The sequence below is a fragment of the Nitrosomonas sp. Nm34 genome (assembly GCF_900113925.1).
Lineage (GTDB): Bacteria > Pseudomonadota > Gammaproteobacteria > Burkholderiales > Nitrosomonadaceae > Nitrosomonas.
The window spans coordinates 1-17,935 of the sequence record NZ_FORD01000051.1 but is presented as its reverse complement, the minus strand read 5'-3'; the positions used below and the strand labels follow the sequence as shown (position 1 = coordinate 17,935).

Here is a 17,935-nt window from a genome sequence, read left to right as displayed (position 1 = left end):
TGCAGAGGCGATTCAAGCTCACAACAACAGGCAATTCGCTGCCGTATTTTAAGGTAAATGCTATTAACGGATCGAATCGAGATACCGGTCAATTTTGCTGTGCTCGTCGCAGTGAAATCCAGAGAAAAGCACCGAATAAGTTGCCTAAATTTCGCTTCTCTAATTCGAGAACGAAAGTAGTATCTATTTTTACCATTCATCTCAGTAAGTTAACACACCTTAATAAGTGCTTAACTTCCTAAGACCCTATCATTATAGGAGCGTGTGTTTCTTTTGGAATAATAGGCATGCAATTGATTTTACCGAATCTAAAGCATGAACTTAAAGTGGTTATCTGCTACGTAGATGAAATTGATACGGTTGAAATGTGCAGACCTTTAGAAGAACTCAAGCAAGAAGAGAAGATTGGTAATACATCAGGTAATAAACGAATACTTTAAAGTGACCAATGAACTGATGAGGAAAGCAAGGGGTTGTAATTTATGGAACCAATAATAGAACAAGAACTCATAAATAAGCTAACACAGTCAATCGCAAACCCGGTGGCATCTAACGCAATACCTTTAGAAAAGCAACGATGGAATACTGATGACTGCGCACGTTACCTGAAAGTTGAGAAGAAAAATTTTCAGACACACTATGCGCCTCATCCAGATTTTCCAAAACCAATCAAGCTGGACCGGGTTGATGGCAAAGGCAATCCCCTATGGCGAGCAATAGACATCATTAATCACGTGATGAAGAAATTTAAAAACTAACAGAATGGCAGAGATGCGTTGGTATTCAGTGATCAGAAAAATAGGAACATCAAAGAAAAGTTGGGATGGATGATTGGCATTATCTGGGCCAGAATACATGGCTGAGGTGTGCTCGAAACAGGTGGTCAAAAATAAAGGAACGTCAAAAAATAGGTTTTATTACGGATTACAGATTACGGAATACTGAGCTAGTATTTATGAGGTATTCCGCCGATCCAGTGTTCCTCTTCTGGGCACCGCCATTTATAACCAATATCTTGATTATAATAGAAAATTATTAATTCAATAAATTTTCTATGCCAAAGAATATGCCTCAAAAATTCTGCTGACTAAAAATTAGACAGCCCATTTAACCCCCAGTTTATCCAATTTTTAATCATGTTGACCCAAATTCGATGGGCAACTGTTGCCTTCATTCCATGAATGGTCTGGATGTGCAAGGTAGATGGCTGCTTCCAGCTTTGAGGTGATATCGCTTCCTATCCTGCAAATTCGTTGCTAGCGCCCAATATTTCAGTATGACATCTAGCTGGTGGTGGGAAAGCAGTAAATGGTTGATCCCTTCTATTAGCCCTTCAGCATGCTTGGCTGGTAGTCAACCCGCTATGACGCGATTTCGACTCTGCCAGGGTGACCAGTATCCTCTGATGCTGCTTGATGGTCAAGCTATCGCCTTTGCAAACACTGATACGCGCGCTCTGCTCAACCATTTCCCACGGGTTTTCGTGCGACCCGGTTATTTGTCCGTATAGAGGTGCTGATCAAACAGGAAAGATTGTTCTCATTTGATAATTAAGAGGGTGATCATGTTCTAATCTTGTACAATCTTCTGATTGACTTAATGGCTTGATAAACAGGATGAAGATACAAAAGTTAATAGACTTTTATCACATACAAACAGGCGCATCACATATAAGGAGTTGATCCAATGAGCGAGGATAAGGAATATGAAAAATCTTTCGGCCTTGATATGCCAATGGATGAGGCAATAAAGCGTATTGCAAAAGTTACAAAAAAAGAAGTTGATAAAAAAGAAAACACCAAGATTATTAAAGAGGGAGAGGAACAGTTAGCTCTATTTAAAAACAAAGAAATAAGACAGGTATTTCATGAAAATGAGTGGCATTTTTCTATAGTTGATGTAATCGAAGCGGTTACAGAAACAGATAGACCGAGTAAATATTGGACAAATTTAAAATCAAAGCTTATTAAAAAAGAAGAGCTTTATGAGCTTTCCAATAAAATCAGAAAACTGAAAATGAAGGCATCTGATGGAAAGTATTACTCTACAGAAGCAGTTAATGTTGAAACTCTTTTTAGAATAGTACAGTCAATTCCATCAAAAAAAGCCGAACCTTTTAAGAAGTGGCTGGCTAAAGTTGGATATGAGCGGATACAAGAAATACAAAATCCAGAAATTGGAGTCAAAAGAGCTATTCTCCAATGGCAAATAGAAGGGCGAACAGAAGATTGGATTGATGCAAGGATTAGATCAATAGTAACTCGCAAAGAATTAACTAATGAATGGAAGAATAGAGGTGTGCAGGATAAGGAATACGGGTACTTAACCAATATTATTTCCTGTGAAACTTTTGGTATTGACGTTTCTACACACAAGAAAGTAAAAGGGCTGAAGAATCATAGCTTACGAGATCATATGACTGACCTAGAATTAATATTTACTATGCTTGGTGAAAAATCAACTACCGCTATTGCCATTTCCTCAGATACACAAGGGTTAAATGAAAACGCAGAAGCAGCTAAAGCTGGTGGCAAAATTGCTGGAGATGCTGCCAGAATGTTAGAAAAGAAACTTGGCAAGAGGATTGTTAGTTCAGATAATTTTTTATCAGGCGGTAATCGCAGAAATGACCCTGAACAATTGACTCTGATAAAGAGTAATTAAAATTGTTCACATAACTCGTTTATCAGACCAAAATCTTTCCAGCAGAAGCAGTCAAAAGCAAGGAATAGTAAAAGGCATTCCGGCATACAACTCACGGGAAAAATTATGGCTTATATATAGCTTATTACTCTTACTGAGGAATTATATTGAAATACGTCTGAAATAGGAGGATTCGCGGAATCAAAAAGCACGGCATATGAATCTAAATTCCTCAGTTGAAATCTTTTAAATTGCTCAAGAACCCTACTGATTAAGGCACTTTGAGAGATTTATGGCATTACCAATCAGGTGAGATTTTAATAAAACAATCAAAATCTTCTCAAAGCATTGTCACACCTTACTTTCAGCTTGTTTACTTTTACTGTAACTTAGGAGCAGTCAATATTTTTGGCCGGGAACTGTTGATAGAATTATATTACAGCTATTTTCATCCTAAATTCCAACAGAGAAATTTAGGATGAACCGTGCTCAATCCCTTAGTCAAGAACTTGTACGAAACACGGTGATGCGCGGCTATTATCATATGCACGCGACAGGAAGGCCAAACAACGCCATACACAGACAAACCCAAAGCCATTAAAATGACAATGGAGCTAGTGAATTCTATTAACATGATGCTTCGGTAACGGTGGAGCCCCGAGCAGATCAGTGGTAGGTTGAAACGGGAAGGCTGGGCCAGTATCTGCCATGAGACAATCTACTAGCATATCTTAAAGGTTAAACGGGCGGAAGATGACCAGCTGTACCTGAATTTACGCCACCATGCGAAGAAATACCACAAACGCTATGGTAGACATCACACGCAGCCGTAAGCACATCCACAACCGGGTAGATATTAGATAGATACCTGAGGTAGCAAACCGAGGAGAATGGTTAAATTACTGGAAAGCAGACACCATGATTGACAAAGAACACAAGGAGAACTCATCACATATGAAAAAGGCTACTTGGTCGAGTAGCCCAATCATATCCTAACAATATGTATTTAGGTCTAAAATCAAACATTTTAGACTTAAATGAGTTCTATTCTTCTTTTGGAGTAGCAGATATATCCACATCCTGAGGTCGATCTACGAGTTCAACTATGGCCATAGGTGCATTATCGCCTCTCCTGAACCCATATCTTAAAATTCGAAGATATCCACCTTTTCTCAGTTTATAACGAGTTCCCAGATCAGAGAATAATTTAACAACAATGTCGCGATCCCGCAACCGGTTGAAAGCTATTCTTTTATTGATAACAGTAGGGTCTTTTCCTATTGTTATAAGGGGCTCAACAACTCTGCGCAATTCTTTCGCTTTTGGCAAAGTAGTTTTAATTATTTCATGGCGTAATAGTGAATTAGCCATATTCCTAAACATCGCCAATCTATGACTACTGGTGCGATTTAGTTTTCTAAGTCCATTTTTATGACGCATGACCAGTTTCCTTTCCCTGATTTTCAAGATTAGCCGGTGGCCAATTTTCTAATTTCATACCTAAAGATAAATTTCGAGCTGCTAACACTTCTTTAATTTCATTAAGTGATTTTCTTCCTAAATTCGGAGTTCTTAGTAACTCAGCTTCAGTACGTTGTATTAAATCTCCAATATAGTAAATATTTTCTACTTTCAAGCAATTTGCTGAACGCACAGTAAGTTCTAAATCATCAACTGGACGTAGTAATATCGGATCAATTTGTGGTATTTTAGGCTGCTCTTTAGGAAGAGGAGTGGTTTCAAGCTCAGCAAAAACTGACAATTGATCTACAAGTACTCTTGCAGCATAACGTATTGCTTCTTCAGGATCAACAGATCCATTTGTTTCAATATCAATTATTAATTTATCTAGATCAGTACGCTGCTCTACGCGCGCATTTTCGACAGAATAGCTAATCTTTTTGATGGGACTGAAAGAGGCATCTAATAATATGCTGCCAACTTGAGTATCCATATCTGCCGAACGTCTTACGTTAGCGGGAACATAACCGCGTCCTTTTTCAACGATAATTTGCATATCAATAGTTCCACCTTTTACGATATGCGCAATGACGTGATCAGGATTCACAATCTCAACATCATGGGTACTCTCAATATCTGCAGCAGTAACTGGTCCATCTATATTCTTTTTTAATGTTAATACAGATTTTGTATTGCTATGCTGTTTAAAAACGATATTTTTGAGATTCAGAAGAATATCAATAACATCTTCTTGTACGCCTTCAAGCGTAGAATACTCATGTACCACCCCGGCTATTCGAACTTCTGTAGCTGCAGATCCAGGCATTGAGGACAGTAAAACTCTACGTAATGCATTACCCAATGTATAACCATACCCACGCTCGAATGGTTCCATTATCACTCTAGCCAAGACAGGAGTAATATTCTGGACCTCTATTATTCTAGGTATAAGATACGGGCTACTCGACATGTATAAATCCTTAACTAGAAAGATATAAAATTAATTATTTTGAATATAACTCAACTATCAAAGACTCATTAATAGTAGATGATAACTCAGATCTTTCCGGTTTCATTTTGTATGTACCTTTCATAGCTTTGACATCTACATCCAACCATGCAGGAAAGCCGCGTTGTTCAGCAGATTGAAGAGATGATTTGATTCTAAGATAATTCTTAGCCTTATCAGCTACTTCAATAATATCTCCAGGCGAAACTTGATAGGAAGGTATATTAACTCGACGCCCATTCACTAATATACAGTTATGTCGCACAACTTGTCTAGATTCAGCTCTTGAAGATCCAAATCCCATATGATAGGCCACATTATCTAATCTACTCTCTATCATTTGTAACAAATTTTCACCTGTTACACCACGCATTCTGTCAGCATTTTTGTAAACAATTCGGAATTGCCGTTCAAGTAATCCATAAATGCGACGAACTTTTTGTTTTTCTCTTAATTGCAATCCATAATCCGAAATTCTACTCTTTTTCTGACCATGTTGGCCTGGAGGGTAATTTCTTCTTTCAATTCCACATTTACTTGAAAAGCATTTATCGCCTTTCAAGAACAATTTTTCACCTTCTCGACGACATTGCCGACACTTTGGTTCAAGAATTCTAGCCACTAAATATTCCTCTCAAATTCGACGTTTTTTTGGTGGTCGACATCCATTATGGGGTACAGGGGTAACATCGGAGATACTAGTAATTTTAAAGCCAGCAGCATTTAAAGATCTGACTGCTGAATCCCTACCCGGCCCAGGTCCTTTTATACGTACTTCTAAATTTTTAATTCCATATTCATGTGCAATTTTGCTAGCTTGTTCAGCAGCAATTTGAGCAGCAAAAGGAGTACTTTTTCGTGAACCTTTAAATCCAGCTCCTCCTGAAGTTGCCCACGATAAAGCATTACCTTGTCTATCGGAAATCGTAACAATTGTATTATTAAATGAAGCATGTATATGCGCGATCCCTTCAACAATATTTTTCTTAACTTTTTTTCGTAATTTAGATTGAACCTTTGCCATTAAATTATTACCTTAGAATCAATATTTATAGATGATTATCGTGTACTTGCAGATCTTCTCGGTCCCTTCCTAGTACGAGCATTCGTTCTCGTACGCTGTCCTCTTACAGGTAAACCCCTTCTATGTCGCAATCCGCGATAACAGCCAAGATCCATTAATCTTTTAATATTCATCGATATTTCACGTCGAAGATCGCCCTCAACAGTATATTTGGCAACTTTTTCGCGTATTTGCTCTAATTGGGCTTCTGATATATCTTTTAATTTAATAGAACCTTCAATCCCCAATTCATTACATATTTTTCGTGAAGTTGAATTGCCGATTCCATAAATTGCCGTTAAAGCAATTTTGACGTGTTGATGATTAGGTATATTAACTCCGGCTATACGCGCCATTTACTCACCTTGAATATTATTTATTAGCCAATGCTTAAATATTAACCTTGTCGCTGTTTGTGTCTGGGATCAATACAAACAACTCTTACAACCCTTTGGCGTCTAATTATTTTACAATTTCTGCATATTTTCTTTACAGAAGCAAATACTTTCAATTGATGTTTCCTTTTTAATTGAATAATGTTTATTTAAGAGCTTGATTTTATTTAGTTCTAAAGGTAATTCTAGCTTTAGTTAAATCATAGGGAGTCAAATCCACAGTCACCTTGTCCCCAGGCAATATACGTATATAATTCATGCGCATTTTCCCTGATATATGGCCTAACACAATATGACCATTCTCCAGTTTAACTTTAAATGTAGCATTTGGCAGGGTTTCGAGTATCTCGCCTTGCATTTGAATTGTTTCTTCTTTTGCCATTATTATGACCACATTCTAACGCGATATATAAGGGCTAGTTTTAAAACTAGTTTTCTTAAGCAAGCTTTCATATTGGGTTGACATAACATGTGATTGAACCTGCGCCATAAAATCCATTGTTACAACAACTATTATAAGTAAAGACGTCCCACCAAAATAAAAAGGTACGTTCCATTTCAATATCAAAAATTCAGGCAATAAGCAGACAAGGGTCACATACATAGCTCCAACAAGTGTAAGCCTAAGCATTATCTTTTCAATATAACGCGTTGTCTGCTCGCCTGGACGAATACCGGGAATAAACGCTCCGCTCTTTTTAAGATTATCTGCTGTTTCTTTTGGATTAAAAACAAGCGCTGTATAGAAAAAACAAAAAAATACAATCATTGCAGCATATAGAATAACATACATCGGCTGGCCTGGCGATAAAGCTCCGCTTATGTCTTTTAACCAAGTCATTGATTCATCAGTTGACAGCCAACCTGCCATCGTAGCAGGAAATAAAATAATACTAGAGGCAAATATTGGAGGTATTACACCCGCCATATTCAATTTTAAAGGCAAGTGTGAACTTTGCCCTCCAAATACTTGTTTTCCTACTTGTCGTTTTGCATAGTTTACCAAAATCTTTCTTTGGCCACGTTCGACAAAAACTACGAATCCTGTTACAGCAATAACCGCTATAAATATACCTAAAGCAACTAGAAAATGCATAGCACCTGTTCGAACTAATTCTAGCGTACCACCAATAGCTGCAGGTAAGCCAGCCGCTATTCCAGCAAAGATGATCAGTGATATTCCATTTCCGATTCCACGTTCTGTAATCTGTTCGCCAAGCCACATGAGAAAAATAGTACCTGTTACCAATGTTGTAACAGTTGTTATTACGAAAAATATCCCTGGTTCTATTACTAATCCAGCCTGAGACTGTAAAGCGATTGATATTCCATAGCTTTGCACCAATGCAAGCACTACCGTGCCGTAGCGAGTGTATTGTGTTATTTTTCTTCTTCCAGACTCCCCCTCTTTTTTAAGCGACTCAAGGTATGGAATAGCAATCGTGCCTAATTGCATTATAATAGATGCTGAAATATAAGGCATTATTCCTAATGCAAATATTGAAAAACGTGATAAGGCTCCGCCGGAAAACATATTGAACATACCCAATATGCCGCCTTCTTGGGTATCGAATAAATCTTTCAGAACAATTGGATCTATTCCAGGAACAGGTACATGAGCTCCAATTCGGTAAACGATGAGTGCAAACAACAAAAACCAGAGCCTTCGTTTCAAATCCGAATATTTATTCACATCTTTATTAAATTTATTTGCAGCCAAAACCATTCCTTTAATTAATCAACATTGCCACCAGCATTAACTATAGCTTCTTTTGCATTTTTTGATACAGCCAATCCTTTAATCACTAGTGCTGTATTTATTTTCTTATCAAATAATACTTTCACCGTTTGTATCGAATTAGCTATTAACCGAGCCTTTTTCAAGTCGTCTATTCCATTAATCTCATTAAAGGATTGAGCAAGGACTGATAATTTGATTTCTTTAACTTGTGTATTATCAAGGGATGTAAATCCACGCTTAGGTAAACGTCGATGTAAAGGCATTTGTCCACCTTCAAAGCCTACTTTATGAAAGCCGCCAGCTCGAGATTTCTGTCCTTTATGGCCTCTTCCTGCTGTTTTACCCAAGCCTGAGCCTATACCTCTACCCACTCTTTTTCTGGCTTTCCGCGATTCTTTATTTGATTTTATATTACTTAAATACATTTATTGCTCAACCTTAACCAAATATGAGACTTTATTTATCATACCTCTTATTGAGGGGCTATCTTGTAATATCGCAATACTATTTATTCGTTTTAAACCTAATCCCGCAATTATTCTACGATGTTCGTTTTTTTTACCTATCAAGCTCTTAACTAATTTAATCCTCAATTTCGCATTATTATCTTTTGTCATTTTAGCTTTCCTAAAATCTCTTCAAGATTTTTACTTCTTTTAGAAGCTATCATTGAAGGCGTACGTATTGATTCAAGTCCTTGAATGGTAGCGCGCACAACATTATAAGGATTAGTTGATCCAATACATTTAGCAAGTATATTAGTAATGCCCATAACTTCAAATATTGCTCTCATTGGTCCACCTGCTATTATACCGGTTCCTTCAGAAGCGGGTTGCATGAATACTTTGGCAGCACCATGTCTTCCAACAACAGCATGTTGAAGAGTACCGTTTTTTAACTCAATTTTAACCATTTTGCGTCGCGCTTCGTCCATCGCTTTTTGAACGGCAACAGGTACTTCTCTGGATTTACCTTTACCCATACCAATTCTGCCTTTACCATCACCTACTACTGTTAACGCAGCAAAGGCCAGGATGCGTCCACCCTTCACAACTTTAGTAACACGGTTAATCGAGACCATTTTTTCTTTAAGTTCATCGGTCTGCTCATCATTTACCGAGGTAATGTTTTGTGTTCTTGAAGCTTTAGACATTAATATTCCTTATCTCAAAATTTAATTCCACCATTTCGAGCACCCTCAGCTAATGCTCTGACTCGCCCGTGGTATTTATAGCCGGATCGATCAAAGGCAACGGTGTCAATTCCTAGGTTTTTAGATTTTTCTGCTATTCTTTTACCAATAAATTCTGCAGCTTGCACTGTGCCACCATTCGTTATGATACTCCTAACGTCGCTCTCAAGCGTCGATGCACTTACTAATACTTTACTATTTTCATCATCTATAATTTGCGCATAAATATGTTTATTACTGCGATGCACTGAAAGCCGGTAAGTTTTTAGCAATGCAATTTTAACTCGTGTTCTGCGAGCTCTTCTTATGCGAGATAGCTTAAGGTTTTTCATGAGCTTCCTATTTACTATTTTTTCTTAGTTTCTTTAAGGGTTATCACTTCATCAGCATAGCGCACACCCTTACCCTTGTAAGGCTCAGGAGGTCGAAATGCGCGAATTTCTGCTGCTATTTGTCCAACTTGCTGTTTATTAATTCCTTTAATCACGACTTCTGTTTGAGTAGGTGTTTCAACTGTAATGCCATTCGGCATTTTGTAAGCAATCGGATGAGAGAATCCCAGACTCAAATTTAATGTATCACTACTCGCCTGTGCACGATAACCTACACCAACAATATTTAATCGTTTCACAAAACCAGAAGTTACTCCAATTATCATATTATTAATTAAAGATCGCATTGTTCCCGATAATGAATGAGATTGTTTTGTCGAATTTGTTGATTTAACCAATAATTCATTATTTTCATTCGCGATGGTAATATGATCAGCAGAGAGGCGTTGGTGAAGAGAGCCTAACGGACCTTTAACGATTATTTCGCTATTTGAAATACTGAAATCAACATTATTCGGTATTTGAATTGGTTTCTTGCTAATTCGCGACATTGAATTAATCCTTTAAGCTACTATACATAAAACTTCGCCACCGATTCCATTCAGTCGCGCTTTTTCTTCTGTCATAACACCTTTGGAAGTAGATACTATTGCAATACCTAATCCATTCATTACATTAGGTAACTCAGAACAAGATTTATATACTCTTAATCCAGGACGACTAACTCTAGATATTTTCTCTATAACAGGATGGCCAGCGTGATATTTTAGCTTGATTTCCAGATTTATTTTTTCTTTTTCTGAGTATGTTTGAAAATCTTCAATATAACCTTCATCTTTAAGCACCTCAGCGATAGCTTTTTTTAACCTAGATGAACTCATGAGCACTGAGGATTTTTGAGATAATTGCGCATTTCTTATGCGGGTTAACATATCAGCTACTGGATCCGTTAGACTCATATTTTTTACCTATAAAAACTTTTCTGAATTAATATTTAATTTGTTGATTACTATTTATTAGTATTAATTATCGTTATAGTTTCAATCATTCACCAACTAGCTTTAATCATTCCAGGAATTTGACCACTCATAGCAAGTTCTCTTAGTTTATTCCGCCCTAATCCGAATTTCCGATAATATCCTCTTGGTCTACCAGTGAGCTCACATCGATTCCGTAGTCGTGTAAAGCTAGAATTTCTCGGTAAATTTTGCAATTTTTTTCTAGCCTCATCCTTTTCTTCAAAGCTCGCTTGACTGTTAGCAAGGATCACTAATAAAGATTGTCTAACATTAGCGTATTTCTTTACCGTTGCTTGTCTTTTCAAATTTCTGTTTATAAGAGATTTTTTTGCCATTCCAGTCTCAATTTTTAAATGGGAATTTAAAAGCTGACAATAATGCTTTTGCTTCTAAATCAGTCTTCGCTGTAGTTGTTAGCGTAATATTCATGCCTCTTAATGCATCAATTTTTTCATATTCAATTTCAGGAAAAATGATCTGCTCTTTAATTCCGAGGTTATAGTTCCCTCTCCCATCAAACCCTTTTCCAGAAATTCCACGAAAATCTCTAATCCGAGGAATAGCAACATTAATTAATCGATCAAGAAATTCAAACATTCTTTTACCGCGTAAAGTGACTTTACACCCGATAGGATAGCCAACTCTCACTTTAAATGTGGCGATTGATTTTCTTGCTTTTGTAGTAATAGGCTTCTGTCCACTTATATTTTCAAGATCGCTCATCGAATTTTCAATCTTTTTTTTATCCGATGTCGCTTCACCCACACCCATGTTGAGAGTTATTTTGGTAATTCGTGGCACTTCCATAACTGATTTATAACTAAATTGCTGCATTAATTGCTGCTTCACAGTTTGATTATAAAATTCCTGTAATCTGGCCATTTAGACTATACCTTGTTAAATACTAACCTGCTCTTTATTAGATTTAAAAATCCGGGATTTATTATTATCACCTAATCTTATACCCACTCTATCCGCTTTTTTGGTGGTAGGATTATAGATTGACACATTTGATATATGTATTGGTTTTTCAAATTCAGTAATACCTCCAACAGTGCCTTTTGTCGGATTGGGCTTTACATGCTTTTTAAGCATATTTAAACCTTGTATCACGATATAATTATCAGTTACATACCGCAATACTGTGCCTCTTTTACCTTTATCTTTACCACATCGAACTATAATCTCATCACCTTTTTTAATTTTCTTCATATTAATACCTGAATGCTTTTACATTACCTCGGGTGCAAGTGATACTATCTTCATGAATTGAGCCGTTCGGAGTTCTCTTGTAACTGGACCGAAAATACGTGTTCCAATAGGCTCCAATTTGGTATTTAATATTACTGCGGCATTAGCATCAAATTTAATCAATGATCCATCTGATCGACGAACTCCTTTTGCTGTACGGACGACTACTGCATTATAAACCTCACCTTTTTTAACTCTACCGCGGGGTGCTGCATCTTTTACAGCTACTTTGATAATATCACCGATACCAGCATATTGCCGCTTAGATCCTCCTAACACTTTAATGCACATGATAGATCGCGCACCTGTATTATCTGCTACATTCAGTATCGTCTGAGGCTGAATCATTTTTTAATCCGTGTATATAAATAAATTAATTTGTTTTATTTTGTCTAATTAAATCTTTTTCACATCAAAAGAATTTAATATGGAGCATCCAATAAATGATTATTTTCAGTTTGTTAATTACTGCTCAATAATTTGATTGCACGCCACGCTTTAGTTTTCGATAATGGCCGTACTTCTTGTATTATCACTAAATTGCCCATATTAAATTGGTTATTTTCATCATGAGCATGAATTTTCTTTGAACGGATAATAGTTTTACCATAAAGTGGATGTTTTATTTTTCGTTCAACAAGCACCGTGATAGTTTTATCCATCTTATCACTCACTACTTTGCCTACTAGGGTATTAGGTTTTTTATCGTTATTCATGACATTCTAACTCTTTGATTAAGCTCTGTTTTAACCCTAGCAATATCTCGCCGCACATTTCTTAACTGAGATACATTTTCAAGTTGCTGAGTTGCGTGTCGAATTCTTAAATTAAAATGGCTTCGTAACAAAGACATTAATTCATTTTTCAGTTCTTCATCAGTTTTTTTCTTAAGCTCACTTGCTTTCATTGCTTTAACTTCCTATATGACGAACCATAAATTGCGTTTTTATTGGCAATTTGGCAGCTGCAAGCTTAAATGCTTCTCTTGCTAATTGCTCATCAACACCATCCATTTCATATAGCATCTTACCTGGCTTTATTTCTGATACATAATATTCAGGATTACCTTTCCCTTTACCCATTCTAACTTCAGCAGGTTTTTGCGAGATTGGCTTATCTGGAAATATTCTAATCCAAATTCTTCCTCCTCGCTTAATATGCCTTGTCATTGCTCTACGCGCTGCTTCGATCTGTCTAGCAGTTATTCGGCCTCGGCCAACGGCCTTCAATCCATATTCACCGAAACTAACTTTGTTACCGCTAGTAGCAATTCCAGTATTCCGCCCCTTATGCTGCTTGCGGTATTTTGTTCTTGCTGGCTGGAGCATTTTATTTATTAACCTTTAATATATTGAAAGAATTTATATTTGCGACTAGATTAACATTCAGAATTATACACTTTATCTCTAAGCAGTCTTTTCTGTAATCATTTTATCCGTACGTTTTTTATTTTCTTCTGCTGCTAAAGAATATGGTGTGCTTGAAGTCAGGTCACGGTTCCTGGTTTCTAACTGCTCTCCCTTAAAAATCCACACTTTTATACCAATAATTCCATATGTTGTTTTAGCTTCTGAAGTAGCATAATCAAGATCTGCTCGCAATGTATGTAGCGGAACACGTCCTTCTCGATACCATTCAGTACGCGCTATTTCGATGCCATTTAAACGCCCTGAACTCATAATTTTAATACCTTGAGCGCCTAATCTCATTGCGTTCTGTATGGCTCTTTTCATTGCTCTTCTAAACATAATTCTTTTTTCTAGTTGCTGAGCAATATTATCGGCAATAAGTTGCGCATCAATTTCTGGTTTTCTTATCTCTTCGATATTTATATGCACAGGAATACGAATCAATTTTTCGAGCTCTTTTCTTAGAACCTCAATATCTTCCCCTTTTTTGCCTATAACAACCCCAGGACGCGAGCTAAAAATCGTTATACGTGCATTTTTAGAAGGGCGTTCAATTACAATCTGGCCGACAGAAGCATGAGATAATTTCTTTCGAAGATATTCTCGAACTTTAATATCTTCATTTAATAATTTTGAGAAATTCTTACCATGTGCAAACCATTTTGATGACCAATTCTTTAGTACAGAAAGTCGGAATCCTGTAGGATTTATTTTTTGTCCCATAATCTTCGCCAAGCTTTTCGCAAATAATTTTTAATCGCTAATTGTTAATAAAATACGACATGTTGGTTTCATTATGCGATTGCCTCGTCCTTTTGCTCGAGTACTTAATCGCTTTAGGTATGTTCCACGATCCACCATAATTTCTGATATATGCAGCTCATCGATATCAGCACCTTCATTATGCTCAGCGTTAGCTATGGCTGTTTCAAGAAGTTTTAGAATAATAGCTGACCCTTTTTTTGGACTAAAAGTCAATAACTCAATTGCTTTAGCTACTTTTAAACCTCGTATTTGATTTGCCACCAAGCGCCCTTTTTGTTCAGACAATCTAATGCTTGGTAATATTGCAGTTGCTTGCATAATTGATATTCCTATTTTTTAGATCCTGCAGTCTTTTTATCGCCAGCATGGCCTTTAAAAGTTCGAGTAAGTGAGAACTCTCCTAATTTGTGACCTACCATATTTTCAGTAATATAAATAGGTATATGTTGCCTGCCATTATGCACTGCTATAGTTAAACCAATAAAATCTGGAATTACAGTTGATCTACGAGACCATGTTTTAATTGGCCTCTTGTCATTATTAGTTTTAGCGTTTTGTATTTTGTTATAAAGATTGGTATCTACAAACGGACCCTTTTTAACAGATCGTCCCATAAAACTTAACCCTTCTTAGAATGTCTGTGACGCACTATCATGTTTTCAGTGCGCTTATTTTTTCTGGTTCGGAACCCTTTAGTAGGCAGTCCCCAAGGGCTTACAGGATGTCGACCTGCAGCCGTTTTCCCTTCACCACCACCATGTGGATGATCGATTGGATTCATTGCCACACCTCGTACTGTTGGTCTAATACCTCGCCAGCGCTGTGCACCTGCTTTTCCAATCGATTTTAAATTTTGCTCTTCATTACCCACAGAACCAATTGTAGCCCTACAATTTATATGTATTCTACGAATTTCCCCTGAACGCAATCGTATTTGTGTGTAGCTCCCTTCTCGCGCGAGCAATTGAGCTGAAGAACCAGCAGATCGTGCCAACTGCGCGCCCTTACCGGGTTGTAGCTCTATACAATGCACTGTACTTCCAATTGGTATGTGCCGCAGTTCCATTGCATTGCCAGTCTTGATAGGTGCCTTAACGCCGCTCAGCAATTTACTACCAATCTCTATATCCTTAGGCGCAATAATATAGCGTCTTTCTCCATCCAGATAACATAACAAAGCTATATTAGCACTACGATTAGGATCGTATTCTATTCTCTCTACATTAGCGATGATTCCGTCTTTGTTACGACGAAAATCAATCATTCGATAATTTCTTTTGTGGCCACCGCCTTTATGACGTAGTGTAATGCGCCCGGAATTATTACGGCCCGCAGTTTTCTGTTTGTCTTCTACAAGTGCAGAATAAGGTTTCCCTTTGTATAATTCCTTATTTGCAATTTTAATAACAGCACGCTGCCCAGGAGAAGTTGGTCTAACTTTCACTAAAGTCATTACTTAATCCTCGCCTTTTATCATTTCAGAAAAATTAATTTCCTGACCTTTTTTGATGCCAACGTATGCTTTTTTCCAATTTGCTCTTCGCCCCATATATCGGCCAAATCTTTTTTGTTTTCCTTTAACATTTGATATCTGCACTTTTGTCACTTCTATTTTTTGAGATTTCCACAGATACTCAACGGCAGCCTTAATCTCACTTTTATCTGCACTGGGTAGAACACGAAAAATTATTTGATTATCTTTTTCTGCGATTAATGTTGCTTTTTCAGAAACTTGAGGGGCCAGAATAATTTGCAGAGCTCTTTCAGGGCTAATACTAGAAGATTTCATTTTAACATTTCCTCAATTTTCACTAATGCTTCACGGCTCATTAGAATGTCATTGTGCTTTATTAAATTTATGGGATCCATGTGTGATGCATCAATTACACTTACCATAGGCACATTTCTTGAAGACAAATAAAGATTATCATTAACCTGTTCTGTAATAATCAATACATTCTTAAAATTTAGCGCTTCTAGCTTATTAATTAACTCCTTTGTTTTTGGAGTATCAACTGAAAACTCCTCAATTAAATGCAATCTATTTTCGCTTAGTAAGCGAGAAAGAATAGTACATATGCCTGCCCGATACATTTTCTTATTGACTTTATGAGCAAAATTCTCCAGTGGACTACTCGGAAAAATTCTACCACCACCTCGCCACAATGGATTAGAAGCCGCGCCAACTCTGGCTCTACCTGTACCTTTCTGCCTCCAAAGTTTATGTGTAGACTTCGTTATATCCGATCGGCCTTTCTGAGCACGAGTACCTTGTCTCGCATTCGACATATATGCTGTTATTATTTGATGGACTAGTGTTTCATTGTAATCTCTTCCGAACACTGACTCCGAAACTGATATATTACTCGTTGTCCCATCAGATCCAATACATTTAGCTTCCACTGCTGGCCCCTATTCTTTGGCGATTTATTTTTTACTACAAAATTCTGAATTTATTATTTGTTTTTTGGCTTACTCTTAATACCCGACCTCAATACAACAATTGCTTCCTTGGCACCTGGAACAGCCCCTTTTACATGAATGAGCTCTCTATCCATATCTATACGCAAAATCTCAAGATTCTGAATGGTACATTTTTCACCCCCCAGTCTTCCTGACATTTTTTTTCCTGGGAACACACGCCCTGGATCCTGTGCCATACCAATCGAACCGGGAACGTTATGCGATCTTGAGTTCCCGTGGCTCGCTCTGTTTGAGGAAAAGTTATGCCGTTTAATTGTTCCAGCGTATCCTTTGCCGATACTTTTACTGGTCACATCTACAATCTGGCCGACCTGAAACATGTTCAATTCAAGCTTCATCCCTGCCTTAACTTCATTCAGCTCTTCTGCGTTAACACGAAATTCTTTAATAACACGCCCAGCTTCCACTCCAGCATTTGCAAAGTGCCCCTGAGCCGGCTTATTTAACCGATTAGCATGCTGTATTCCAAAAGTTACTTGTAATGCATTGTAACCATCAGTCTCAAATTTTTTAATCTGAGTAATACGATTATTCGATACATCCAGCACCGTTACAGGAAAGCTATCTCCATTATCAGTAAAAATCCTGGTCATACCTACTTTTTTACCGATTAAACCTATGCTCATTAATTTATTCCTTTGCAAACATCTTCATTAAAAGCTAGCACTAACTTTATGCTCAACATTACTTTTATAAAGTTACAACTTGATCTCCACATCAACACCAGCGGGCAAATCAAGCTTCATCAAAGCATCGACTGTTTTATCCGTCGGATCTAAAATGTCCATCAAGCGCAAATGCGTCCGAATTTCAAATTGATCGCGCGAAGTCTTATTCACGTGCGGAGACCGCAATATATCAAATCGCTCAATTCGCGTCGGTAGCGGAACAGGGCCTCTAACAACAGCACCTGTACGCTTCGCTGTCTCCACAATTTCCATTGCTGACTTATCTATAAGCCGATAGTCAAATGCTTTTAAACGAATACGTATTTTTTGATTTTGCATATTAATCCTGAGATTAGCCGATCCGTATTCTAATTCCAGAATTAGATCACTATTTTAATTGGCAATATTTCTACTCAATAATTTTAGCTACCACACCCGCCCCAACAGTTCTGCCACCTTCACGGATTGCAAACCGCAATCCTTCTTCCATCGCAATGGGAGCA

At 37.3% G+C, this 17,935-nt stretch carries 31 protein-coding genes and 2 pseudogenes; 2 read left to right on the top strand and 31 right to left on the bottom strand.

What is annotated here, in order from left to right:
• A pseudogene (locus tag BM283_RS14345) lies at nt 1–200 on the bottom strand (IS1595 family transposase); the annotation flags it as partial.
• A 282-nt stretch (nt 201–482) separates the two neighbouring features.
• Between BM283_RS14345 and BM283_RS14340 the strand changes: the two are divergent.
• Together BM283_RS14340 and BM283_RS14330 are read left to right on the top strand one after the other, a co-directional pair.
• On the top strand, nt 483–758 hold the full coding sequence (locus BM283_RS14340; RefSeq protein WP_090694297.1) for a hypothetical protein: 276 nt from the start codon (nt 483–485) through the stop codon (nt 756–758).
• A 928-nt stretch (nt 759–1,686) separates the two neighbouring features.
• Complete coding sequence (locus BM283_RS14330; protein WP_175492159.1) at nt 1,687–2,664, top strand: BRO-N domain-containing protein; 978 nt, start codon at nt 1,687–1,689, stop codon at nt 2,662–2,664.
• 1,023 nt (nt 2,665–3,687) lie between these two features.
• Here BM283_RS14330 and rplQ read toward each other — a convergent pair.
• From rplQ to BM283_RS14180, 30 genes and pseudogenes are all read right to left on the bottom strand, one after another.
• Nucleotides 3,688–4,083, bottom strand: a complete 396-nt coding sequence (gene rplQ, locus BM283_RS14325; RefSeq protein ID WP_090694292.1) for a 50S ribosomal protein L17 — start codon at nt 4,081–4,083, stop codon at nt 3,688–3,690.
• A complete protein-coding gene (rpoA, locus tag BM283_RS14320; RefSeq protein ID WP_090694290.1) occupies nt 4,073–5,074 on the bottom strand; it encodes a DNA-directed RNA polymerase subunit alpha in 1,002 nt (333 codons plus the stop codon). Before rpoA ends, rplQ begins: the two co-directional genes overlap by 11 nt.
• A 34-nt stretch (nt 5,075–5,108) precedes the next feature.
• On the bottom strand, nt 5,109–5,735 hold the full coding sequence (rpsD, locus tag BM283_RS14315; protein WP_090694287.1) for a 30S ribosomal protein S4: 627 nt from the start codon (nt 5,733–5,735) through the stop codon (nt 5,109–5,111).
• A gap of 12 nt (nt 5,736–5,747) precedes the next feature.
• Complete coding sequence (rpsK, locus tag BM283_RS14310) at nt 5,748–6,137, bottom strand: 30S ribosomal protein S11 (protein WP_090694285.1); 390 nt, start codon at nt 6,135–6,137, stop codon at nt 5,748–5,750.
• 35 nt (nt 6,138–6,172) lie between these two features.
• On the bottom strand, nt 6,173–6,532 hold the full coding sequence (gene rpsM, locus BM283_RS14305) for a 30S ribosomal protein S13 (RefSeq protein ID WP_090694283.1): 360 nt from the start codon (nt 6,530–6,532) through the stop codon (nt 6,173–6,175).
• A 41-nt stretch (nt 6,533–6,573) separates the two neighbouring features.
• Nucleotides 6,574–6,687, bottom strand: a complete 114-nt coding sequence (gene rpmJ, locus BM283_RS14300; protein ID WP_074667393.1) for a 50S ribosomal protein L36 — start codon at nt 6,685–6,687, stop codon at nt 6,574–6,576.
• A gap of 47 nt (nt 6,688–6,734) precedes the next feature.
• A complete protein-coding gene (infA, locus tag BM283_RS14295; RefSeq protein WP_046851086.1) occupies nt 6,735–6,953 on the bottom strand; it encodes a translation initiation factor IF-1 in 219 nt (72 codons plus the stop codon).
• Between the two features lie 15 nt (nt 6,954–6,968).
• Nucleotides 6,969–8,297 (bottom strand): preprotein translocase subunit SecY, encoded by a 1,329-nt coding sequence (gene secY / locus BM283_RS14290; RefSeq protein WP_090694281.1) that lies wholly within the window; start codon nt 8,295–8,297, stop codon nt 6,969–6,971.
• An 8-nt stretch (nt 8,298–8,305) separates the two neighbouring features.
• A complete protein-coding gene (gene rplO, locus BM283_RS14285; protein WP_090694278.1) occupies nt 8,306–8,737 on the bottom strand; it encodes a 50S ribosomal protein L15 in 432 nt (143 codons plus the stop codon).
• Nucleotides 8,738–8,929, bottom strand: coding sequence for a 50S ribosomal protein L30 (gene rpmD, locus BM283_RS14280; RefSeq protein WP_090694277.1), 192 nt, complete (start codon nt 8,927–8,929; stop codon nt 8,738–8,740). It abuts the gene before it with no gap.
• Nucleotides 8,926–9,465, bottom strand: a complete 540-nt coding sequence (gene rpsE / locus BM283_RS14275) for a 30S ribosomal protein S5 (protein WP_090694274.1) — start codon at nt 9,463–9,465, stop codon at nt 8,926–8,928. Before rpsE ends, rpmD begins: the two co-directional genes overlap by 4 nt.
• A 14-nt stretch (nt 9,466–9,479) precedes the next feature.
• A complete protein-coding gene (gene rplR / locus BM283_RS14270; RefSeq protein ID WP_046851091.1) occupies nt 9,480–9,836 on the bottom strand; it encodes a 50S ribosomal protein L18 in 357 nt (118 codons plus the stop codon).
• A 14-nt stretch (nt 9,837–9,850) separates the two neighbouring features.
• Complete coding sequence (rplF, locus tag BM283_RS14265) at nt 9,851–10,387, bottom strand: 50S ribosomal protein L6 (RefSeq protein ID WP_090694273.1); 537 nt, start codon at nt 10,385–10,387, stop codon at nt 9,851–9,853.
• A gap of 12 nt (nt 10,388–10,399) precedes the next feature.
• Complete coding sequence (gene rpsH, locus BM283_RS14260) at nt 10,400–10,795, bottom strand: 30S ribosomal protein S8 (RefSeq protein ID WP_090694270.1); 396 nt, start codon at nt 10,793–10,795, stop codon at nt 10,400–10,402.
• A gap of 89 nt (nt 10,796–10,884) precedes the next feature.
• Nucleotides 10,885–11,190 (bottom strand): 30S ribosomal protein S14, encoded by a 306-nt coding sequence (gene rpsN / locus BM283_RS14255; protein ID WP_090694269.1) that lies wholly within the window; start codon nt 11,188–11,190, stop codon nt 10,885–10,887.
• 7 nt (nt 11,191–11,197) lie between these two features.
• Nucleotides 11,198–11,737 (bottom strand): 50S ribosomal protein L5, encoded by a 540-nt coding sequence (rplE, locus tag BM283_RS14250; RefSeq protein WP_090694266.1) that lies wholly within the window; start codon nt 11,735–11,737, stop codon nt 11,198–11,200.
• Nucleotides 11,738–11,752: 15 nt separating this feature from the next.
• Nucleotides 11,753–12,067: a 50S ribosomal protein L24 gene (gene rplX / locus BM283_RS14245; RefSeq protein WP_090694263.1), complete on the bottom strand. Its 315-nt coding sequence runs from the start codon at nt 12,065–12,067 to the stop codon at nt 11,753–11,755.
• Nucleotides 12,068–12,085: 18 nt separating this feature from the next.
• Nucleotides 12,086–12,454 (bottom strand): 50S ribosomal protein L14, encoded by a 369-nt coding sequence (gene rplN, locus BM283_RS14240; protein ID WP_074667399.1) that lies wholly within the window; start codon nt 12,452–12,454, stop codon nt 12,086–12,088.
• Between the two features lie 113 nt (nt 12,455–12,567).
• The gene (gene rpsQ / locus BM283_RS14235) at nt 12,568–12,822 is read right to left on the bottom strand and encodes a 30S ribosomal protein S17 (protein ID WP_090694257.1); all 255 of its coding nucleotides are present in this window, start codon (nt 12,820–12,822) and stop codon (nt 12,568–12,570) included.
• On the bottom strand, nt 12,819–13,013 hold the full coding sequence (gene rpmC / locus BM283_RS14230; protein WP_046851099.1) for a 50S ribosomal protein L29: 195 nt from the start codon (nt 13,011–13,013) through the stop codon (nt 12,819–12,821). Before rpmC ends, rpsQ begins: the two co-directional genes overlap by 4 nt.
• A gap of 4 nt (nt 13,014–13,017) precedes the next feature.
• On the bottom strand, nt 13,018–13,434 hold the full coding sequence (gene rplP, locus BM283_RS14225) for a 50S ribosomal protein L16 (protein ID WP_090694255.1): 417 nt from the start codon (nt 13,432–13,434) through the stop codon (nt 13,018–13,020).
• A 78-nt stretch (nt 13,435–13,512) separates the two neighbouring features.
• Nucleotides 13,513–14,238, bottom strand: a complete 726-nt coding sequence (rpsC, locus tag BM283_RS14220) for a 30S ribosomal protein S3 (protein ID WP_090694253.1) — start codon at nt 14,236–14,238, stop codon at nt 13,513–13,515.
• 30 nt (nt 14,239–14,268) lie between these two features.
• Nucleotides 14,269–14,598 carry a 50S ribosomal protein L22 gene (gene rplV, locus BM283_RS14215; RefSeq protein WP_074667402.1) on the bottom strand — a complete coding sequence of 110 codons (330 nt, stop codon included), beginning with the start codon at nt 14,596–14,598 and terminating at the stop codon, nt 14,269–14,271.
• Nucleotides 14,599–14,609: 11 nt separating this feature from the next.
• Complete coding sequence (gene rpsS, locus BM283_RS14210; protein ID WP_090694251.1) at nt 14,610–14,894, bottom strand: 30S ribosomal protein S19; 285 nt, start codon at nt 14,892–14,894, stop codon at nt 14,610–14,612.
• A gap of 5 nt (nt 14,895–14,899) precedes the next feature.
• Nucleotides 14,900–15,733, bottom strand: coding sequence for a 50S ribosomal protein L2 (gene rplB / locus BM283_RS14205; RefSeq protein WP_090694249.1), 834 nt, complete (start codon nt 15,731–15,733; stop codon nt 14,900–14,902).
• A 3-nt stretch (nt 15,734–15,736) separates the two neighbouring features.
• Nucleotides 15,737–16,069, bottom strand: a complete 333-nt coding sequence (rplW, locus tag BM283_RS14200; RefSeq protein WP_090694246.1) for a 50S ribosomal protein L23 — start codon at nt 16,067–16,069, stop codon at nt 15,737–15,739.
• Nucleotides 16,066–16,683: a 50S ribosomal protein L4 gene (gene rplD, locus BM283_RS14195; protein ID WP_090694245.1), complete on the bottom strand. Its 618-nt coding sequence runs from the start codon at nt 16,681–16,683 to the stop codon at nt 16,066–16,068. Before rplD ends, rplW begins: the two co-directional genes overlap by 4 nt.
• Nucleotides 16,684–16,736: 53 nt before the next feature.
• On the bottom strand, nt 16,737–17,390 hold the full coding sequence (rplC, locus tag BM283_RS14190; RefSeq protein ID WP_090694243.1) for a 50S ribosomal protein L3: 654 nt from the start codon (nt 17,388–17,390) through the stop codon (nt 16,737–16,739).
• 72 nt (nt 17,391–17,462) lie between these two features.
• Nucleotides 17,463–17,771: a 30S ribosomal protein S10 gene (rpsJ, locus tag BM283_RS14185; RefSeq protein ID WP_046851108.1), complete on the bottom strand. Its 309-nt coding sequence runs from the start codon at nt 17,769–17,771 to the stop codon at nt 17,463–17,465.
• Nucleotides 17,772–17,841: 70 nt separating this feature from the next.
• A pseudogene (locus BM283_RS14180) lies at nt 17,842–17,935 on the bottom strand (elongation factor Tu); the annotation flags it as partial.

Bases quoted from the DNA above. Each gene is read 5' to 3' on its own strand.
- BM283_RS14340 (WP_090694297.1), top strand. From the start codon at position 483: ATGGAACCAATAATAGAACAAGAACTCATAAATAAGCTAACACAGTCA.
- BM283_RS14330 (WP_175492159.1), top strand. From the start codon at position 1,687: ATGAGCGAGGATAAGGAATATGAAAAATCTTTCGGCCTTGATATGCCA.
- rplQ (WP_090694292.1), bottom strand. From the start codon at position 4,083: ATGCGTCATAAAAATGGACTTAGAAAACTAAATCGCACCAGTAGTCAT.
- rpoA (WP_090694290.1), bottom strand. From the start codon at position 5,074: ATGTCGAGTAGCCCGTATCTTATACCTAGAATAATAGAGGTCCAGAAT.
- rpsK (WP_090694285.1), bottom strand. From the start codon at position 6,137: ATGGCAAAGGTTCAATCTAAATTACGAAAAAAAGTTAAGAAAAATATT.
- rpsM (WP_090694283.1), bottom strand. From the start codon at position 6,532: ATGGCGCGTATAGCCGGAGTTAATATACCTAATCATCAACACGTCAAA.
- infA (WP_046851086.1), bottom strand. From the start codon at position 6,953: ATGGCAAAAGAAGAAACAATTCAAATGCAAGGCGAGATACTCGAAACC.
- secY (WP_090694281.1), bottom strand. From the start codon at position 8,297: ATGGTTTTGGCTGCAAATAAATTTAATAAAGATGTGAATAAATATTCG.
- rplO (WP_090694278.1), bottom strand. From the start codon at position 8,737: ATGTATTTAAGTAATATAAAATCAAATAAAGAATCGCGGAAAGCCAGA.
- rpmD (WP_090694277.1), bottom strand. From the start codon at position 8,929: ATGACAAAAGATAATAATGCGAAATTGAGGATTAAATTAGTTAAGAGC.
- rpsE (WP_090694274.1), bottom strand. From the start codon at position 9,465: ATGTCTAAAGCTTCAAGAACACAAAACATTACCTCGGTAAATGATGAG.
- rplR (WP_046851091.1), bottom strand. From the start codon at position 9,836: ATGAAAAACCTTAAGCTATCTCGCATAAGAAGAGCTCGCAGAACACGA.
- rplF (WP_090694273.1), bottom strand. From the start codon at position 10,387: ATGTCGCGAATTAGCAAGAAACCAATTCAAATACCGAATAATGTTGAT.
- rpsH (WP_090694270.1), bottom strand. From the start codon at position 10,795: ATGAGTCTAACGGATCCAGTAGCTGATATGTTAACCCGCATAAGAAAT.
- rpsN (WP_090694269.1), bottom strand. From the start codon at position 11,190: ATGGCAAAAAAATCTCTTATAAACAGAAATTTGAAAAGACAAGCAACG.
- rplE (WP_090694266.1), bottom strand. From the start codon at position 11,737: ATGGCCAGATTACAGGAATTTTATAATCAAACTGTGAAGCAGCAATTA.
- rplX (WP_090694263.1), bottom strand. From the start codon at position 12,067: ATGAAGAAAATTAAAAAAGGTGATGAGATTATAGTTCGATGTGGTAAA.
- rplN (WP_074667399.1), bottom strand. From the start codon at position 12,454: ATGATTCAGCCTCAGACGATACTGAATGTAGCAGATAATACAGGTGCG.
- rpsQ (WP_090694257.1), bottom strand. From the start codon at position 12,822: ATGAATAACGATAAAAAACCTAATACCCTAGTAGGCAAAGTAGTGAGT.
- rpmC (WP_046851099.1), bottom strand. From the start codon at position 13,013: ATGAAAGCAAGTGAGCTTAAGAAAAAAACTGATGAAGAACTGAAAAAT.
- rplP (WP_090694255.1), bottom strand. From the start codon at position 13,434: ATGCTCCAGCCAGCAAGAACAAAATACCGCAAGCAGCATAAGGGGCGG.
- rpsC (WP_090694253.1), bottom strand. From the start codon at position 14,238: ATGGGACAAAAAATAAATCCTACAGGATTCCGACTTTCTGTACTAAAG.
- rplV (WP_074667402.1), bottom strand. From the start codon at position 14,598: ATGCAAGCAACTGCAATATTACCAAGCATTAGATTGTCTGAACAAAAA.
- rpsS (WP_090694251.1), bottom strand. From the start codon at position 14,894: ATGGGACGATCTGTTAAAAAGGGTCCGTTTGTAGATACCAATCTTTAT.
- rplB (WP_090694249.1), bottom strand. From the start codon at position 15,733: ATGACTTTAGTGAAAGTTAGACCAACTTCTCCTGGGCAGCGTGCTGTT.
- rplW (WP_090694246.1), bottom strand. From the start codon at position 16,069: ATGAAATCTTCTAGTATTAGCCCTGAAAGAGCTCTGCAAATTATTCTG.
- rplC (WP_090694243.1), bottom strand. From the start codon at position 17,390: ATGAGCATAGGTTTAATCGGTAAAAAAGTAGGTATGACCAGGATTTTT.
- rpsJ (WP_046851108.1), bottom strand. From the start codon at position 17,771: ATGCAAAATCAAAAAATACGTATTCGTTTAAAAGCATTTGACTATCGG.